16 protein-coding genes are annotated in these 15,971 nt (G+C 73.2%); 11 read left to right on the top strand and 5 right to left on the bottom strand.

Features of this window, described 5'->3' with window-relative positions:
* Window positions 1-212 precede the first annotated feature (212 nt).
* The 3 genes from ACFWP3_RS24050 to ACFWP3_RS24040 form a co-directional block, all read right to left on the bottom strand.
* Complete coding sequence (locus ACFWP3_RS24050; RefSeq protein ID WP_384224593.1) at window positions 213-920, bottom strand: gamma-glutamyl-gamma-aminobutyrate hydrolase family protein; 708 nt, start codon at window positions 918-920, stop codon at window positions 213-215.
* A 57-nt stretch (window positions 921-977) separates the two neighbouring features.
* The gene (gene eat / locus ACFWP3_RS24045; RefSeq protein WP_384224590.1) at window positions 978-2,459 is read right to left on the bottom strand and encodes an ethanolamine permease; all 1,482 of its coding nucleotides are present in this window, start codon (window positions 2,457-2,459) and stop codon (window positions 978-980) included.
* A 172-nt stretch (window positions 2,460-2,631) separates the two neighbouring features.
* Complete coding sequence (locus ACFWP3_RS24040) at window positions 2,632-3,378, bottom strand: FadR/GntR family transcriptional regulator (protein WP_384224588.1); 747 nt, start codon at window positions 3,376-3,378, stop codon at window positions 2,632-2,634.
* 77 nt (window positions 3,379-3,455) lie between these two features.
* On the opposite strand from ACFWP3_RS24040, the gene ACFWP3_RS24035 reads away from it, so the two are divergent.
* From ACFWP3_RS24035 to ACFWP3_RS24020, 4 genes are all read left to right on the top strand, one after another.
* Window positions 3,456-4,838 (top strand): glutamine synthetase family protein, encoded by a 1,383-nt coding sequence (locus ACFWP3_RS24035; RefSeq protein ID WP_384224585.1) that lies wholly within the window; start codon window positions 3,456-3,458, stop codon window positions 4,836-4,838.
* Window positions 4,839-4,874: 36 nt separating this feature from the next.
* Complete coding sequence (locus ACFWP3_RS24030; protein WP_384224582.1) at window positions 4,875-6,254, top strand: aldehyde dehydrogenase family protein; 1,380 nt, start codon at window positions 4,875-4,877, stop codon at window positions 6,252-6,254.
* A 3-nt stretch (window positions 6,255-6,257) separates the two neighbouring features.
* Window positions 6,258-7,052 carry a 3-oxoacyl-ACP reductase gene (locus ACFWP3_RS24025; protein WP_384224580.1) on the top strand — a complete coding sequence of 265 codons (795 nt, stop codon included), beginning with the start codon at window positions 6,258-6,260 and terminating at the stop codon, window positions 7,050-7,052.
* 101 nt (window positions 7,053-7,153) lie between these two features.
* Complete coding sequence (locus tag ACFWP3_RS24020; RefSeq protein ID WP_384224578.1) at window positions 7,154-8,431, top strand: haloacid dehalogenase-like hydrolase; 1,278 nt, start codon at window positions 7,154-7,156, stop codon at window positions 8,429-8,431.
* Window positions 8,432-8,443: 12 nt separating this feature from the next.
* On the opposite strand, the gene ACFWP3_RS24015 is transcribed toward ACFWP3_RS24020, so the two are convergent.
* Window positions 8,444-9,646: an amino acid deaminase/aldolase gene (locus tag ACFWP3_RS24015; protein ID WP_384224576.1), complete on the bottom strand. Its 1,203-nt coding sequence runs from the start codon at window positions 9,644-9,646 to the stop codon at window positions 8,444-8,446.
* A gap of 159 nt (window positions 9,647-9,805) precedes the next feature.
* Between ACFWP3_RS24015 and ACFWP3_RS24010 the strand changes: the two genes are divergently transcribed.
* The 3 genes from ACFWP3_RS24010 to ACFWP3_RS24000 are packed head-to-tail and all read left to right on the top strand — an operon-like array spanning window position 9,806 to window position 12,597.
* Window positions 9,806-10,618 carry a hypothetical protein gene (locus tag ACFWP3_RS24010; RefSeq protein ID WP_384224573.1) on the top strand — a complete coding sequence of 271 codons (813 nt, stop codon included), beginning with the start codon at window positions 9,806-9,808 and terminating at the stop codon, window positions 10,616-10,618.
* The gene (gene mycP, locus ACFWP3_RS24005) at window positions 10,615-11,835 is read left to right on the top strand and encodes a type VII secretion-associated serine protease mycosin (protein ID WP_384224570.1); all 1,221 of its coding nucleotides are present in this window, start codon (window positions 10,615-10,617) and stop codon (window positions 11,833-11,835) included. The genes ACFWP3_RS24010 and mycP overlap by 4 nt, the downstream gene beginning before the upstream one ends.
* A 21-nt stretch (window positions 11,836-11,856) precedes the next feature.
* Window positions 11,857-12,597: an SseB family protein gene (locus ACFWP3_RS24000; RefSeq protein ID WP_384224567.1), complete on the top strand. Its 741-nt coding sequence runs from the start codon at window positions 11,857-11,859 to the stop codon at window positions 12,595-12,597.
* A gap of 80 nt (window positions 12,598-12,677) precedes the next feature.
* On the opposite strand, the gene ACFWP3_RS23995 is transcribed toward ACFWP3_RS24000, so the two are convergent.
* Entirely contained in the window at window positions 12,678-13,064 is a 387-nt protein-coding gene (locus tag ACFWP3_RS23995) for a DUF1844 domain-containing protein (protein ID WP_384224564.1), read from the bottom strand.
* A gap of 353 nt (window positions 13,065-13,417) precedes the next feature.
* On the opposite strand from ACFWP3_RS23995, the gene infC reads away from it, so the two are divergent.
* The 4 genes from infC to ACFWP3_RS23975 all read left to right on the top strand — a co-directional run bounded on the left by infC (window position 13,418) and on the right by ACFWP3_RS23975 (window position 15,948).
* On the top strand, window positions 13,418-14,128 hold the full coding sequence (infC, locus tag ACFWP3_RS23990; RefSeq protein ID WP_384224561.1) for a translation initiation factor IF-3: 711 nt from the start codon (window positions 13,418-13,420) through the stop codon (window positions 14,126-14,128).
* Window positions 14,129-14,231: 103 nt separating this feature from the next.
* On the top strand, window positions 14,232-14,426 hold the full coding sequence (rpmI, locus tag ACFWP3_RS23985; protein WP_069919538.1) for a 50S ribosomal protein L35: 195 nt from the start codon (window positions 14,232-14,234) through the stop codon (window positions 14,424-14,426).
* A gap of 104 nt (window positions 14,427-14,530) precedes the next feature.
* Window positions 14,531-14,917 carry a 50S ribosomal protein L20 gene (rplT, locus tag ACFWP3_RS23980; RefSeq protein ID WP_007263143.1) on the top strand — a complete coding sequence of 129 codons (387 nt, stop codon included), beginning with the start codon at window positions 14,531-14,533 and terminating at the stop codon, window positions 14,915-14,917.
* A 173-nt stretch (window positions 14,918-15,090) separates the two neighbouring features.
* Entirely contained in the window at window positions 15,091-15,948 is an 858-nt protein-coding gene (locus ACFWP3_RS23975) for a TrmH family RNA methyltransferase (RefSeq protein WP_384224599.1), read from the top strand.
* Window positions 15,949-15,971 lie beyond the last annotated feature (23 nt).

Genomic DNA, 15,971 nt, shown 5'->3' with positions numbered 1-15,971 from the left:
CGGCGGGGCTGGAATGAGCCCCAGGCAGGCTGGTTGGGTGCCGGCGGGGCTGGAAATACGCTCGGCGCAAGCCAGCCTGGTCGGCCCTGGTTTGGGCCGGAGCAGTGGGCAAGTTCAGCCTCGCCGGCGTTTGAGGCGCGGGGTGCGGGGCGGAGCCCCGGTCTTTGAGGCGCGCTGACGGCGGCGCTCAGCCGGGGCCCCGGAGGGGTCGGTCAGGGGACCGGGACCGCCGTGTGGGCATCGGCGGCTTCGATCAGGGCGGTCATGACGCGGGTGTCCTTGTCGCGTTCCGGATGCCACTGCACGCCCAGGACCCACCGCGCCGGGTCGGGGAGTTCGATGGCCTCGACCGTGCCGTCCAGCGCGTGCGCCGAGGCGATCAGGCCGCGGCCCAGGCGGTCGACGGCCTGGTGGTGGTAGGTCGGGACCTCCGCCTGCTCCGGGACCAGGGCCGCGTACCGGGTGCCCGGGACCGGGCGGACCGGGTGCCAGGACGTGGCGCCCGGGGTCTCGAAGTGGCCGTCGATGTGCTGGATGAGCGTGCCGCCCAGGGCCACGTTGAGGGCCTGCATGCCCCGGCAGATCCCGAGCACCGGCACGTCCGCGTCCAGCGCGGCCGCGATCAGGGCCAGCTCCCAGTGGTCGCGGACCGTCGCGGGGGCGCCCGTACGGGAGTCACGGGCGGCGCCGTAGTGGACCGGGTCCACGTCGGGGCCGCCCGCGACGACCAGGCCGTCCACCCGGCTCAGCACCTCCGCCGCCGCCCCGGGTTCGTCCGGCGGGAGCAGCACGGCCGCGCCGCCCGCCGCCTGGACGAGTTCGTAGTACCCCGCGGGGACCAGGGACGTCGGCAGGTCCCACACCCCGTAGCGGGTGGATTCCTCGACGTAGGTGGTGATGCCGATGAGCGGCCGTGGCACGGGCTTTACCTCCGGAAGGTGGGAGAGGGGAAGGGGCGGTACGGGCGGTGCGCGGAGTCAGTCGCGGGTCAGTTCCGCCTCGGCCTTCGCCAGCGCCGCGAACTCCTCCTCGGGAGCCGAGGCTACGAGGTGGTGCCGACTGTAGAGCGCGAAATAGGCCAGGGCGACGGCGTACACGGCCAGTGCGATGAATGCGGCGTCCTTGTCCACCAGGAAGGTGGCGACCAGGGCCGACAGGGCGAGTGCGAAGGCCACCGACGAGGTCAGCACGCCGCCCGGGGTGCGGTACGGCCGCTCCAGGTCGGGCTCGCGGCGGCGCAGAACGATGTGCGAGAGGGCCATCAGGGCGTAGGAGATGGTCGCGCCGAACACCGCGATGTTGAGCATGCGGGCGCCGTTGCCGGTGGCCGCGGCGAGCGCGAAGCCGATCGCGCCGGGGATGACCAGGCCCAGGTACGGGGCCTTGCGGCTGGAGGTCAGCGACAGGAAGCGGGGCAGGTAGCCGGCCCGGGAGAGGGCGAAGAGCTGGCGCGAGCCCGCGTAGATGAGGGAGAAGAAGGAGGCCACCAGGCCGGCGAGGCCCGCGTAGTTCACGAAGCGGCTCAGGGCGGTCGGGCCGTCGTCCCCCTCGAGCGCGACGACGAGCGGGTTTCCGGCGGACTTGACCGCGTCCGCGCCCTGCGCGCCGGTCGCCGCGAAGAAGGTGATCAGGGCCAGCAGGGCGAGGATGCCCATGGAGATGGCCAGCGCCTTCGGCATGGAGCGGACCGGGTCCTTGGCCTCCTCGGCCGCCAGCGGTACGCCCTCCACGCCCAGGAAGAACCACATGCCGAACGGGAACGCGGCCCAGATGCCCAGGACGCCCAGCGGCAGCCAGGAGTTCGAGCCGAAGGCGCTCGGGTCGACCGGGATGTCGTTCAGGCGGTCGGCGCTGAACTCGGTGAAGGCGCCCACGGCGAAGATCAGCAGCGCGGCGACGGCGATCGCGGTGACGACGAGGCTGAAGCGCAGGGCCTCGCCGACGCCCCAGAGGTGGACGCCGATGAAGATCACGAAGCAGCCGAGGTAGACGGGCCAGCTGGAGGTGAGGCCGAAGAGGCCGAGCGACTCGACGTAGTCGCCGATGAAGATGACGATCGCGGCCGGGGCCAGGATGTACTCGATGAGGATGGCGGTGCCGGTGAGGAAGCCGCCCCAGGGGCCGAGGGCGCGGCGGGCGAAGCCGTAGCCGCCGCCCGCCGTGGGCAGGATGGTGGAGAGCTCCGCCAGGGAGAAGACCAGACAGGCGTACATGGCGCCCATCAGGACGGTGGCGATGGCGAGACCGCCGAAGCCGCCCTTGTCGAGGCCGACGTTCCAGCCGGAGAAGTCGCCGGAGACCACGTACGCGACGCCGAGGCCGGTCAGCAGCAGCCAGCCCGCGCTGCCCCGGCGCAGCGTGCGGCGTTCCAGGTAGTCGTCCGCGCCTGCGTCGCCGCCCTCGGCGGACTTGGTGGGTGCGGGTACGGCGCTCAGCCGTGCCTCGATGTCGTCGGCCATCGTGCGCTCCTGCCTCAGGGCAATGGTTGTGGGCCGTACCTTTGCCGCAGAGCGGTGGAGAGCGCAAGACCTCTGCGTTAAACAGAAGTTACGAAACCCTCCCGATGGGCCGCACGGGCCGCACGGGCCGGACGGGCCGGACGGGCCCGATGAGCCGCACGGGCCGGACGGGTCACGTCAGGAACCCCCGCAGCAGCGCCGCCGTGCCGCAGCAGTGCTCGCGCATCGTCTCGCGGGCCCCGTCCGCGTCCCGCTCCAGCACGGACTCCACCAGCGCGGTGTGCTGCTGCTGCGAGTGCTCCAAGTTGCGCACCAGCAGCGGGATGCAGTCCAGCAGGTCGTTGACCGTGGCCCGGACGGCGGCGTACTGGGCCGTCAGGGTGGCGGATCCGGCCAGTTCGCACAAGGTCAGGTGGAAGAGGGTGTCCTGGCGCCGGTAGTCGGCGAGCGGGGCGTCGTGGGTGGCGGCCAGGGCGCCGAGCAGCCGTTCGGCGCCCTCCTCGGCCAGTCCCTGCGAGGCGCACAGCCCGGCCGCCCCCACCTCCAGGACCTCGCGGAACCGCAGGACGTCCTCGATGTCCACCCCCGCGACACGCCGGCGCAGCTCCTCCTCGGCGCCGCCCGCCGGGGTGTCCGGCCGGGGCAGCACGAACGTTCCGCCGTACCGGCCGCGCCGCGCCTCCACCAGCCCCTGGTCCTGCAGGACCTTCAGCACCTCGCGCAGGGTGACCCGGCTGATCCCCATCCGCTCGGCCAACTCTCGCTCGGGAGGCAGCCGTTCGCCGCCCGGCACCAGGCCCAGCCGGACCACTTGGAGGATCTGTTCGAGCGCCTCCTCGAAACCGTTGCCCGCGCGCACCTGCCGCAGCACGGGATTCAGCCGCGCGATCGCGCCACCCTCACTCGCCGTGTCGGTCATCTTGGCTCCTCCCCTTCCCAAGCAATGGTTCTATTCAATACCTTAGGCCTCCTCGGCTCACCGAAGGAGAGATTCCCGTGGTAGACCGCAAGCCGCCGCTGACGATCGAGGAGCTCCGCTCCCTGGTCGCCGGCGGTGAGATCGACACAGTCGTCCTGGCCTTCCCCGACATGCAGGGGCGCCTCCAGGGCAAGCGGTTCGCCGCACAGTTCTTCCTCGACGAGGTCCTCGCGCACGGCACCGAGGGCTGCAACTACCTCCTCGCCGTCGACACGGACATGAACACCGTCGACGGATTCGAGATGTCCTCCTGGGACCGGGGCTACGGCGACTTCGCCATGCACCCCGACCCCGCCACCCTGCGCCGCATCCCCTGGAACCCCGGCAGTGCCTTCCTCCTCGCCGACCTCGCCTGGCACGACGGCACGCCCGTCGTCGCGGGCCCCCGGCAGATCCTGCGCCGCCAGCTCGAGCGCCTGGCCGAGCACGGGTACACCGCGATGGTCGGCACCGAGCTGGAGTTCATGGTCTTCCAGGACACCTACGAACAGGCCTGGAACGCCAACTACCGCGGCCTGACCCCCGCCAACCAGTACAACATCGACTACTCCGTCCTCGGAACCGGCCGCATCGAACCCCTGCTGCGCCGCATCCGCAACGAGATGCAGGCCGCGGGCCTGATCGTCGAGTCGGCGAAGGGGGAGTGCAACCTCGGCCAGCACGAGATCGCCTTCCGCTACGACGAGGCGCTGACCACCTGCGACCAGCACGCCGTCTACAAGACCGGCGCGAAGGAGATCGCCGCCCAGGAGGGCGTCTCGCTCACCTTCATGGCCAAGTACGACGAGCGCGAGGGCAACTCCTGCCACATCCACCTCTCCCTGGCCGACGCCGACGGACGCAACGCGATGGCCGCCGCGGACGGGGACGGCGATGACCAGGGACTCGGCATGTCACCGGTCATGCGGCACTTCCTGGCCGGACAGCTCGCCGCGCTGCGCGACTTCTCCCTTCTCTACGCCCCGAACATCAACTCGTACAAGCGTTTCCGGCCCGGTTCCTTCGCGCCGACCGCCGTCGCCTGGGGCGTGGACAACCGGACCTGCGCCCTGCGGGTCGTCGGCCACGGCCGCTCCATGCGCTTCGAGAACCGCCTGCCCGGCGGCGACGTCAACCCCTACCTCGCCGTCGCGGGCCTGGTCGCCGCCGGCATCTACGGCATCGAGAACCGCCTGGAACTGCCCGAGGTGTGTACGGGCAACGCCTACACCGCCGACTACGCGCACGTCCCGGCGACCCTGCGCGAGGCCGCCGAGCTGTGGGAGAACAGCGAGATCGCCAAGGCCGCCTTCGGCCCCGAGGTCGTCGCCCACTACCGGAACATGGCCCGCGTGGAACTCGACGCGTACGACTCCGCGGTCACCGACTGGGAGCTGCGCCGCTCCTTCGAACGCCTGTAACCCCACCGAACCGACCGAACGTCTGTGAGGCACCACGTGTCCGATGTGCTGGCCCCCCTCCCCCTAGAGGTGCTGAATCCGGCCACCGAGGAAATCGTCGCCATCGTCCCGGCCGCCACACGGGACGATGTCGAAGCCGCCGTCGCCAGAGCCGCCGCGGCCCAGCGCGGCTGGGCGGCGGCCGCGCCCGCCGACCGGGCCCGGATCCTGCGCCGCTTCGCCGCCGTCGTCGACGGCCACATCGAGGAACTGGCCGCGCTGGAGGTCCGCGAGGCCGGGCACACCATCGGCAACGCCCGCTGGGAGGCCGGCAACGTACGCGACCTGCTCGACTTCGCCGCCGGGGGAGTGGAACGACTCTCCGGCCGCCAGATCCCCGTCGCCGGCGGTATCGACGTCACCTTCCTCGAACCCCTCGGCGTCATCGGCGTGATCGCCCCCTGGAACTTCCCCATGCCCATCGCCGCCTGGGGCCTGGCCCCGGCCCTCGCCGCGGGCAACGCCGTCATCCTCAAGCCCGCCGAGACCACCCCGCTCACCGCGCTGCGCCTCGCCGAACTCGCCCTCGAAGCCGGGATCCCCGAGCACCTCTTCCAGGTGCTCCCCGGCCACGGGGCGGTCGCGGGCGACGCACTCGTCGAGCACCCCGGCGTAGCCAAGATCGTCTTCACCGGCTCCACCCGCGTCGGCAAGCAGATCATGGCCAAATGCGCCGACCGGGTGAAGCGCGTCACCCTCGAACTCGGCGGCAAGAGCCCGAACATCGTCTTCGCCGACGCGGACATCGAGGCGGCCGCCGCGGCAGCGCCGATGGCCTTCCTCGACAACACCGGCCAGGACTGCTGCGCCCGCACCCGGATCCTCGTCCAGCGCTCCGTCTACGACCGCTTCCTGGAGCTCGTCGCCCCCGGCATCGAGTCCGTGGCCGTCGGCGACCCCCTCGACGAGAAGACCCAGATGGGCCCGCTCATCTCCCGCACCCAGCTGGAGCGCGTACGGTCCTACGTCACCGCCGACCTGACCGCGATCCGCGGCAAGGCCCCCGAAGGCCCCGGCTTCTGGTACCCGCCGACCCTGGTCACCGACGTCGCGCCGACCGCGCCCGTCGCCGCCGAGGAGGTCTTCGGCCCGGTCGCCGTCGTCCTGCCCTTCGAGGACGAGGAGGACGCCGTGCGCCTCGCCAACGCGACCGAATACGGCCTCTCCGGCTCCCTCTGGACCCGCGACATCGGCCGCGCGCTGCGCGTCTCGCGCGCCGTCGCCGCCGGCAACCTGTCCGTCAACTCCCACAGCAGCGTCCGCTACTGGACCCCCTTCGGCGGCTACAAGCAGTCCGGCCTCGGCCGGGAGCTCGGACCCGACGCCCTCACCGCTTTCACCGAGACCAAGAACGTCTTCATCAGCACGGAGGCCTGAACCATGACCAGCCAGAGCACTGAAGAGACCGTCTGCCGCCGCCTGGTCGGCCGTACCGCCGTCATCACCGGAGCCGGCAGCGGCATCGGCCTCGCCACCGCCCGCCGCCTGGCCTCCGAGGGCGCCAACGTCGTCTGCGGCGACATCGACGAGACGGCCGGCAAGGCCGCGGCCGAGGAGGTCGGCGGCACCTTCGTGAAGGTCGACGTGACCAGTCCCGAGGAGGTCGAGGCCCTCTTCAAGACGGCCTTCGACACCTACGGCTCCGTCGACATCGCCTTCAACAACGCCGGCATCTCGCCGCCGGACGACGACTCGATCCTCACCACCGGGCTGGAAGCCTGGAAGCGCGTACAGGACGTCAACCTGACCTCCGTCTACCTGTGCTGCAAGGCCGCCCTCCCCTACATGCAGCGCCAGGGCCGCGGCTCCATCATCAACACCGCCTCCTTCGTCGCCATCATGGGCGCCGCCACCTCGCAGATCTCCTACACCGCCTCCAAGGGCGGCGTGCTGGCCATGTCCCGCGAGCTCGGCGTGCAGTTCGCCCGCGAGGGCATCCGCGTCAACGCCCTCTGCCCGGGACCGGTCAACACCCCGCTCCTCCAGGAACTGTTCGCCAAGGACCCGGAGCGCGCCGCCCGCCGGCTCGTGCACATCCCGCTGGGCCGGTTCGCCGAGCCCACCGAGATCGCCGCCGCCGTCGCCTTCCTCGCCAGCGACGACTCCTCCTTCATCAACGCGACCGACTTCCTGGTCGACGGCGGCATCTCCGGCGCGTACGTCACCCCGCTGTAGCCCGCCCGGGCCGCCCCGGCCCCGGCCCGCCCAGCCCGGCCGGGCACCGCGAGGCGCCCGGCCGTCGCCCTTCCCGACCCCGGAACACACCGAGGAGCAGCATGCACAGAAGATGGGCGGCCCCCCTCGCCCTCGTGGCGGTCACCGGCTCCGGACTCCTCCTGGCACCCCCCGCCCAGGCCGGCCAGGCCGCGTGCCCCCGGGTGACGATCGGCGCCGGCTGGTACGGGGACAACCAGGCCCGCCTCCAGCAGCTCGTCGACCGGTACGGCCGCTGTTCGCCCCACCGCACCGGAGGCCACACCAAGCCCGTCGCCGTCTTCGACTGGGACAACACCGTCGTCAAGAACGACGTCGGCGACGCCACCATGTTCTGGCTGCTGCGCAACGGCAGGATCCGCCAGCCCGCCCGCGGGGACTGGACCACCACCAGCCGCTTCCTCACCCCGGCCGCGACCGCGGCGCTGGCCGCCGCCTGCGGACCGCTCGCCCGCCCCGGCACACCGCTGCCCACGGGCACCCCCGGCGGCGCGGCCTGCGCCGACGAGATCAACAGCGTGTACGGCACGGCCGCCACCCGGACCGGGGCGGCCGCGTTCGCCGGCTGGGACCGCCGCACGACCGAGCCCTCGTACGCCTGGCTGCCGCAGCTGATGCAGGGCTGGACCGCCCGCGAGATCCGCGGCTTCGCCGCCGCCGCCCGCACCGAGAACCTCGCCGCGCCCGTCGGCGCCGTGCAGCGGGTCGGCAGCGGCACCGCCACCGGCTGGGTCCGCTACTACGACCAGCAGAAGGACCTGGTGCGCGGCCTCCGCAAGGCCGGCTTCGACGTCTGGATCAACTCGGCCTCGCCCCAGCCGGTCGTGGAGGTGTGGGCCGAGGGCGTCGGCATCGACGCCGACCACGTGATCGGCGTACGCAACACCACCGCGCGGGACGGGAAGTTCACCGCCCGCCTCCAGGGCTGCGGATCCGTCCCGGACGGCGCCGACACGATGATCACGTACATCGACGGCAAGCGCTGCTGGATCAACAAGGAGGTCTTCGGCGTGCGCGGCGCGGCCGCCGAGAAGGTCCAGCCCGCCGCCCGCCGGCAGGTGTTCGCCGCGGGCGACTCCGACACGGACATCTCGTTCCTGCGCGACGCCACCGCCCTGCGGCTCGTCGTCAACCGCAACAAGAACGAGCTGATGTGCCGCGCCTACGACAACAGCGACGGCCGCTGGATCGTCAACCCCATGTTCATCGAGCCGAAGAAGCAGAAGGCCGCCCCGTACCCGTGCGCCACGACCGGCTACGTCGGCCGCGACGGCACCGCCGGCCCGGTCCTGCGGGACGACGCGAGCGTCGTCCCCGACCAGGCGGACTCGGTCTTCTAGCGGATCCGCCGCCTACAGGAAGGTGCGGCCCTCGCCCCGGTAGGTCGGGGCGGATGCCGTCACCCGGTCGCCCTCCACCAGGTGCAGGGTCTCGAACCGCTCGCACAGCTCGCCCGCCTTCGCGTGGCGGAACCAGACCCGGTCGCCGATCAGCAGATCGTCGGCCGGGCTGCCGAGCAGCGGGGTCTGCACCTCGCCGGCCCCCTCCTGCGCGTCGTAGCGCAGCCCCTGCGGCAGGTACGGGACCGGCAGCCGGTCCGCGCCGGGCGCGCCCGAGGCCGGGTACCCGCCGCCGAGCACGGTCACCACGCCCACCCCGGGCCTGCGCACCACCGGCTGCGCGAACAGCGCCGCCGGCCGCCCGCTGAACGAGGTGTAGTTGTCGAACAGCCGCGGCAGGTACAGCCCCGACCCGGCGGCGATCTCGGTCACCGCCTCCTCGGCGGCCGTCTGCGCGACACTGCCCGTCCCGCCGCCGTTGACGAACTCCAGGTCCGGCACCACCGCCCGCACGGCCCGCACCACCTCGGCCCGCCGCGCCGCCAGCTCCTTGCGGGCCGCGCCCTGCATGAGCCGGATCGCCCGCGACCGCACCGGCCGCCCGGCCAGCGCGTCCCCGACCCCGGCGACGTGCCCCTCGTACGCCATCAGCCCGACCACCCGGAACCCGGGCCGGGCCGCGACCGCACGGGCCAGCTCCGCGAGCTGCGCCGGCTCCCGCAACGGCGACCGGCGCGCCCCGACCCGCACCCGCCCGCCCAGCAGCCGCAGCGAGGTGTCCAGCTCCAGACAGACCCGGACCTCCTGCGCACCGCCGTCCCGCGACCGGTCGATGAGCTCCAGCTGCGCCACGTCGTCCACCATGACGGTGACCGCGCCGGCCAGCTTCGGATCGCCCGCCAGCTCGGCGAAGGCGCCGCGGTCGGCGGACGGATAGGCGAGCAGCACGTCCTCGAACCCGGACCGGGCCAGCCACAGCGACTCGGCGAGGGTGTACGACATGATCCCGGCGAACCCGGGCCGCCCCAGGACCCGTTCGAGCAGCGCGCGGCAGCGGACGGACTTGCTGGCCACGCGGACGGGCTTGCCGCCGGCCCGGCGTACGAGGTCGTCGGCGTTGGCGTCGAACGCCTCGAGGTCCACGATGGCCAGCGGCGCGTCCAGGTGCGCGGTCGCCCGGTCGTAGCGGGTGCGGTCGGCGGCGGGGGAGTTCATGGCGGGAGCTTGCCAGACGCGTCTACCGATGGGTAGGGGTCCGCGACCGCCCGGCCGCCGCCCCCTCGGGGCTCCGCCGCCCCCTCGGGGCTCCGCCGGGCCCGGAGGACCGTAGAGTACGGGCAGGCAGCCGTACGGAACGGGGGGCGGAGCCGCCGGATGACCACGACGACACCGCGGACCGCGGTCCTGGGCGAGCCCGACCCGCCCCCGGAACCCGGCCACACCCCGCCGCCCCTCCCCGCACCGCCGCGCCGCCGCCCCGGACGGGTCCTCGCCGCCGTGCTGTGCACCCTCCTCGGCCTCGGGCTCCTCGGCGGCGCCGGAGCCGACGCCTGGCTCGAACACCGCGCGGCGCAGCGTCCGTTGTCCGCCGCCGCCGTCTACCGCGAGGCCGGGTCGCTGTGGCGGTCCGCCCCCGTGGACACCCTCTTCCCGCCGGTCCTCCCCGGCCCCGCGGCCGGCCCCGGCGGCTCGAACCGGATCTGGACCCGGATCGCGGTCGCCCCCGACGCCGACTGCGCGGCCGCCCTCGCCCCCGACTGGCAGGGCCTGCTCACCCCGACCGGCTGCACGCGCGTGCTGCGCGCCACCTACACCGACGCCACCCGCAGCTTCCTGATCACCGCCGGCATGGTCTTCACCCCCGCCGACGCCCCCGCGATGACCGCCCTCACCGGCCGGTTCACCGCCCCGCCCGCGTACGGGTTCGCCGATTCCCAGCGCGCCGCCTGGACCGCGTCCGTCATCGACAAGGCCCCCGTGGTCGTCTACGCCGTCTCCTCCTTCGCCGACGGCCGCCACCTGGACGCGCCCCGCCCCGCGGAGGACGCCATGAAGAAGGACGCCACCGGAGCCGTGGCCCAGGCGGGCCTCGGCCACGAGGCCAAGGCCGTCGCCGACCGCATCGGCAACGGCGTGGCCCTGCTCGCCGACCCGCCCGCGCCGCCCGCCCCGGAGGCCTCCCGATGACGTCCCGCCCGGCGTTCGTCCGGGGCGCCGCGGCCCTGGCCGTCGCCGCCGTCCTGACCGCCGCCACCGCCTCCCCGGCCGCGGCCGACTCGATCCGCGACCGCCAGTGGGGGCTCCTGGCCCTGCGCGCCGAGGAGGCCTGGGGAACCACCCGCGGCGACGGGGTCACCGTCGCCGTACTGGACACCGGGGTGGACGGCTCCCACCCCGACCTCTCCGGACAGGTCCTGGAGGGCACCGACCTCATCGGCATGGGAGCCGGCCGCGGCGACCGCTCCTGGGCCCGCCACGGCACCGCCATGGCCGGCATCATCGCCGGGCACGGCCACGGCTCCGGCCGGGGCGTCCTCGGCATCGCCCCGCAGGCCAAGATCCTGCCGATCCGGGTGATCCTCGAGGAGGGCGACCCGGGCCGCGCCCAGGCCCGCGACAGCAAGGGCGGCGCCCTCGCCGAAGGCATCCGCTGGGCCGCCGACCACGGCGCCGACGTGATCAACCTGTCCCTCGGCGACGACAGCGACTCCGCCCACCACGAGGCGGGGGAGGACGAGGCCGTCCAGTACGCCCTCGCCAAGGGCGTGGTCGTCGTCGCCTCCGCGGGCAACGGCGGCGAGAGCGGCGACCGCGTCTCCTACCCGGCCGCCTACCCCGGGGTCATCGCCGTCGCCGCCGTCGACCGGCGCGGCCGGAAGGCCAAGTTCTCCACCCGCAACTGGTACGCCACCGTCAGCGCCCCCGGTGTCGACGTGGTCATCGCCGACCCCGACCGCTCGTACTATGAGGGCTGGGGCACCAGCGCCGCGGCGGCCTTCGTCTCCGGCGCCGTCGCCCTCGTCAAGGCCGCCCACCCGGACCTGTCCCCGGCCCAGATCAAGAAGCTGCTGGAGGACACCGCCTCCGACAGCCCGGCCGGCGGCCGCGACGACGCCCGCGGCCACGGCATGGTCGACCCCGTCGCCGCCCTCCAGGTCGCCGAGGCCGTGCGGCCGGAGCCGCCCGTCCCCGCGCCCGCCGCACCCGAGAAGCCGTACTTCGGCCCCGGCCCCGAACCGGTCCGCCCGCCCGAGCGCGAGGCCCGCCTCGGCGCCCCGGAGGCCGCGGCCGCCGGCGCCGTGCTGCTCGTACTGGCCGCCGTACTGGCCCGCAGGCCGCGGCGCGGCACCCGGGCGAGGCGAGGCCGGCCACCCCTCACGCCGCCGTCGCGCCCGGCACAGTAGGGTCGGGTAACTGTGGCGAACATGGCGAACAAGAACATTCCCGACCCGGGCTTCTCCGACGACGACGGCTCGGCCGACCCCCGGCTGAGCGCGGCCCTGGCCGCGTGGTCCGAGGACCGGTCGCACGAGCCGGAGGTGCTGGCGGCCCTGAAGGACGCCCGCCTGCTGGTCCCCGTCGTCGCCGTCCTCGGCGAGGTGGAGACCGACCCGGAGACGGGCCTCAAGCGCGAGAAGACCAGCGACATGGCCGTCCCGACCCTGCGCGCGGGCGACCGGCGGGCCCTGCCGGCCTTCACCTCCACCGCCTCGCTCGCCCTGTGGGACCCGGCGGCCCGGCCGGTGGCGGTCCCGCTGCACCAGGCGCTGGCCGCCGCCGCCCACGAGAAGGCCGACACCGTGGTCCTGGACCTGGCCGGTCCGGTCACCTACCAGCTCACCGGCTCCGCCCTCCTCGCGCTGGCCGAGGGCCGTACGCAGGCGGGCCCGCTGGCCGATCCCGCCGTACGGGAGGCCGTACGGGCCGCAGTCGCGGCGGAGGGGGCCGTACTGCGCGCCTACCTCGGCCCCGGCGGCGCGGACTCCGACGGCACCCTCGCGATCGTCCCGGCCGAGGCCGCCCAGGCCCAGCCGGCGGCCCGCCGGGTCGCCGAGGCCCTGGCGGCGGACGCGACCCTGCGGGCCCGGCTGGTGCGCGGACTGGACCTGGCGCTGCTGCCGCCGGACGCCCCGGCCCCGCCCGGCGAGGCGCTGTTCACCCGCTGAGGCCGCCCGCGAACGGCGAAGGGGCGGGGGTCCCGGGAACGCGTCCCGGAACCCCCGCCCCTTCGGCGTACGGCGCCGGCTCAGCCGAAGACGGGGCCCGTGAACTTCTCGCCCGGCCCCTGGCCCGGCTCGTCCGGGACGATCGAGGCCTCGCGGAAGGCGAGCTGGAGCGACTTCAGGCCGTCCCGCAGCGGGGCGGCGTGGAAGGAGCTGATCTCGGTGGCGCTCGCGGTGACCAGGCCGGCCAGGGCCGTGATCAGCTTGCGGGCCTCGTCGAGGTCCTTGTGCTCGGAGTCCGGCTTGTCCAGGCCCAGGTTGACCGCCGCGGCGCTCAGCAGGTGCACGGCCACCGTGGTGATGACCTCGACGGCGGGGACGTCCGCGATGTCGCGGGTCATGGCGTCGTAGTCGGGCGATTCGGGTGCGGTGTCGGCAGAGGTGTCGGCGGGGAGGCTCGCGTCAGTCATGCTCCACACGATAAGCCGGGCGCACCGGACCCCCGACCGGAGCACCAGGTGAGCGGCTCTGGCGCGGAATGCTATATTGGGCTACGACCGGCCGGAGACGTACGTCCCCGGCCCACAAGTGGAGGCTCCGATCTCCCACCCGACCACCCTCCGGGGCGGCGGGTCACCGGTCAGGCGGCATCCATCGTTCCGTACGGACGATGGAAAGCTGCCCGAGTCTGCGCCCCGCGGTTCGCACGCGGCGGTGCTCCGGTCGTTTGGAGCCCCTGCCTGTGCCCGGCGGGGCTTTTTTGATTCTCCCGCCGCGGTCGGTCTGACGGAAATACACGTCAGCGGCTGTCTGCCAGGCAGCCGTGTGGTGCTACCGAGGAGGATCCATCAGCACCGAGCCCCGCATCAACGACCGGATTCGCGTTCCCGAGGTACGACTCGTCGGTCCCAGCGGCGAGCAGGTCGGCATCGTGCCGCTTGCCAAGGCGCTTGAGCTCGCGCAGGAGTACGACCTCGACCTGGTCGAGGTCGCGGCGTCCGCACGCCCGCCGGTCTGCAAGCTCATGGACTACGGCAAGTTCAAGTACGAGTCGGCCATGAAGGCCCGTGAGGCGCGCAAGAACCAGGCGCACACGGTCATCAAGGAAATGAAGCTCCGGCCGAAGATCGACCCGCACGACTATGACACCAAGAAGGGTCACGTCGTTCGGTTCCTCAAGCAGGGCGACAAGGTCAAGATCACGATCATGTTCCGTGGTCGCGAGCAGTCCCGGCCGGAACTCGGCTACCGACTGCTGCAGCGGCTGGCTTCGGACGTCGAGGACCTCGGGTTCATCGAGTCGAACCCGAAGCAGGACGGCCGAAACATGATCATGGTCCTCGGTCCGCACAAGAAGAAGACCGAGGCGATGGCCGAAGCCCGCGAGGCGCAGGCCGCCCGCAAGGCGGAGCGCCAGGGTGTAGCCGCCACCGACGAGGAGGCTCCTTCCGAGGAGACCGCCGCGGCCGAGGCGACCACCGAGGATGCCGACGTCACCGAGGCCGCCGCCGACGAGGCGAACGCCGAGGCCTGATTCCGAGGCAGCCTGTCTCGGATCACCGACACAACATGACGCTCCCGTCACCGGTCCGGAACCGGACCGGTGGGAGCGCCACCGACGAGGAGATAACGGCGCTATGCCGAAGAACAAGACGCACAGCGGGACCAAGAAGCGCTTCAAGATCACCGGCTCCGGCAAGGTGCTCCGCGAGCGCGCCGGCAAGCGCCACCTGCTCGAGCACAAGTCGTCCCGCATCACCCGTCGCCTCACCGGCAACGCGGAGATGGCCCCCGGCGACGCCGCGAAGATCAAGAAGCTTCTCGGCAAGTGATGTTCTCCGCTCCCGCGCCGGGAGCGGATGAGCGTCAAGACCGGGACCCCATCGAATTCGGGCCGTGTGAAGACAACCACGGCCCCGCTACAAGGAGTTAAAAAGTGGCACGCGTCAAGCGGGCAGTAAACGCCCACAAGAAGCGCCGGGCAATCCTCGAGGCGGCCTCCGGCTACCGCGGTCAGCGTTCGCGCCTGTACCGCAAGGCCAAGGAGCAGGTCACCCACTCGCTGGTCTACAACTTCAACGACCGCAAGAAGCGCAAGGGCGACTTCCGTCAGCTGTGGATCCAGCGCATCAACGCCGCTGCCCGCCAGAACGGCATGACGTACAACCGCCTCATCCAGGGTCTGAAGGCCGCCAACATCGAGGTGGACCGCAAGATCCTCGCCGAGCTGGCCGTCAACGACGCCAACGCGTTCGCCGCGCTGGTCGAGGTCGCCCAGAAGGCCCTCCCGGCCGACGTCAACGCCCCCAAGGCTGCTGCGTAAGGCCTGGCCGGCCGCGTAACCGCAGTCGGCATGCTCGGACCCGCAGGCGATTCGCCTGCGGGTCCGAGTGCTTTCCCCGCACAGCAGGGCACCCCCGCTTCGTCCGCGCCCCGCACCGCCCGCGCCCCGCGCGCCCCGCACCCCGAGAGAGAACCGCAGAGACCATGGCTGACCTGGGTCACCACGAGCTGATCTCCCCCCGATCCCCGCGGGTGGCCGCCGCCAGGCGACTGGCGCGGCGCAACTTCCGCACCAAGGAGCGCCGGTTCATCGCCGAAGGCCCCCAGGCGGTCCGCGAGGCCGTCGAGCACCGCGGGGCCGAGGGGGCGCCGACCCTGATCGAGCTGTTCGCCACCGTCGAGGCCGCCGAGCGCTACACCGAGATCATCGACGCCGCGCTGGCCGCCGGCGCCCGGGTGCACTACGCCTCCGACGAGGTGCTCGCCGAGGTCTCGCAGACCGTCACCCCGCAGGGCCTCGTCGGGGTCTGCCACTTCCTCGACTCGCCCTTCGAGGACATCCTGGCGGCCCGCCCCCAGCTCGTCGCCGTCCTCGCGCACGTCCGCGACCCCGGCAACGCCGGTACGGTGCTGCGCTGCGCGGACGCCGCCGGAGCAGACGCGGTCGTGCTGACCGACGCCTCCGTGGACCTGTACAACCCCAAGTCCGTACGGGCCTCCGTCGGCTCCCTCTTCCACCTCCCGGTCGCCGTCGGCGTCCCGGTCGAGCAGGCCGTCGAGGGGCTGCGCGCGGCGGGCGTACGGATCCTGGCCGCCGACGGGGCCGGCCAGGACGACCTCGACGCCGAGCTGGACGCGGGCACCATGGGCGGCCCGTCCGCCTGGGTCTTCGGCAACGAGGCCTGGGGCCTGCCCGAGGAGACCCGGGCCCTCGCGGACGCCGTCGTACGCGTCCCGATCCACGGCAAGGCGGAGAGCCTGAACCTGGCCACGGCCGCCGCCGTGTGCCTGTACGCCTCCGCGCGAGCACAGCGGGCGCCCGGAGGGTGCCGCTCCGTGACCCCCAGCTAGTAATGTGGCGGCCCGGGGGCCCA

It is taken from the genome of Streptomyces sp. NPDC058525, from assembly GCF_042719495.1.
In the GTDB taxonomy this organism is placed as follows: domain Bacteria; phylum Actinomycetota; class Actinomycetes; order Streptomycetales; family Streptomycetaceae; genus Streptomyces.
This window is presented reverse-complemented; position numbering and strand designations above follow the sequence as displayed.

What these genes read in the sequence shown, in the direction of transcription:
- ACFWP3_RS24000 (WP_384224567.1), top strand. Translation starts at nt 11,857, where the DNA reads ATGGCGAACAAGAACATTCCCGACCCGGGCTTCTCCGACGACGACGGC.
- rpmI (WP_069919538.1), top strand. Translation starts at nt 14,232, where the DNA reads ATGCCGAAGAACAAGACGCACAGCGGGACCAAGAAGCGCTTCAAGATC.
- mycP (WP_384224570.1), top strand. Translation starts at nt 10,615, where the DNA reads ATGACGTCCCGCCCGGCGTTCGTCCGGGGCGCCGCGGCCCTGGCCGTC.
- ACFWP3_RS24040 (WP_384224588.1), bottom strand. Translation starts at nt 3,378, where the DNA reads ATGACCGACACGGCGAGTGAGGGTGGCGCGATCGCGCGGCTGAATCCC.
- ACFWP3_RS24010 (WP_384224573.1), top strand. Translation starts at nt 9,806, where the DNA reads ATGACCACGACGACACCGCGGACCGCGGTCCTGGGCGAGCCCGACCCG.
- ACFWP3_RS24020 (WP_384224578.1), top strand. Translation starts at nt 7,154, where the DNA reads ATGCACAGAAGATGGGCGGCCCCCCTCGCCCTCGTGGCGGTCACCGGC.
- ACFWP3_RS24015 (WP_384224576.1), bottom strand. Translation starts at nt 9,646, where the DNA reads ATGAACTCCCCCGCCGCCGACCGCACCCGCTACGACCGGGCGACCGCG.
- eat (WP_384224590.1), bottom strand. Translation starts at nt 2,459, where the DNA reads ATGGCCGACGACATCGAGGCACGGCTGAGCGCCGTACCCGCACCCACC.
- ACFWP3_RS23995 (WP_384224564.1), bottom strand. Translation starts at nt 13,064, where the DNA reads ATGACTGACGCGAGCCTCCCCGCCGACACCTCTGCCGACACCGCACCC.
- ACFWP3_RS24025 (WP_384224580.1), top strand. Translation starts at nt 6,258, where the DNA reads ATGACCAGCCAGAGCACTGAAGAGACCGTCTGCCGCCGCCTGGTCGGC.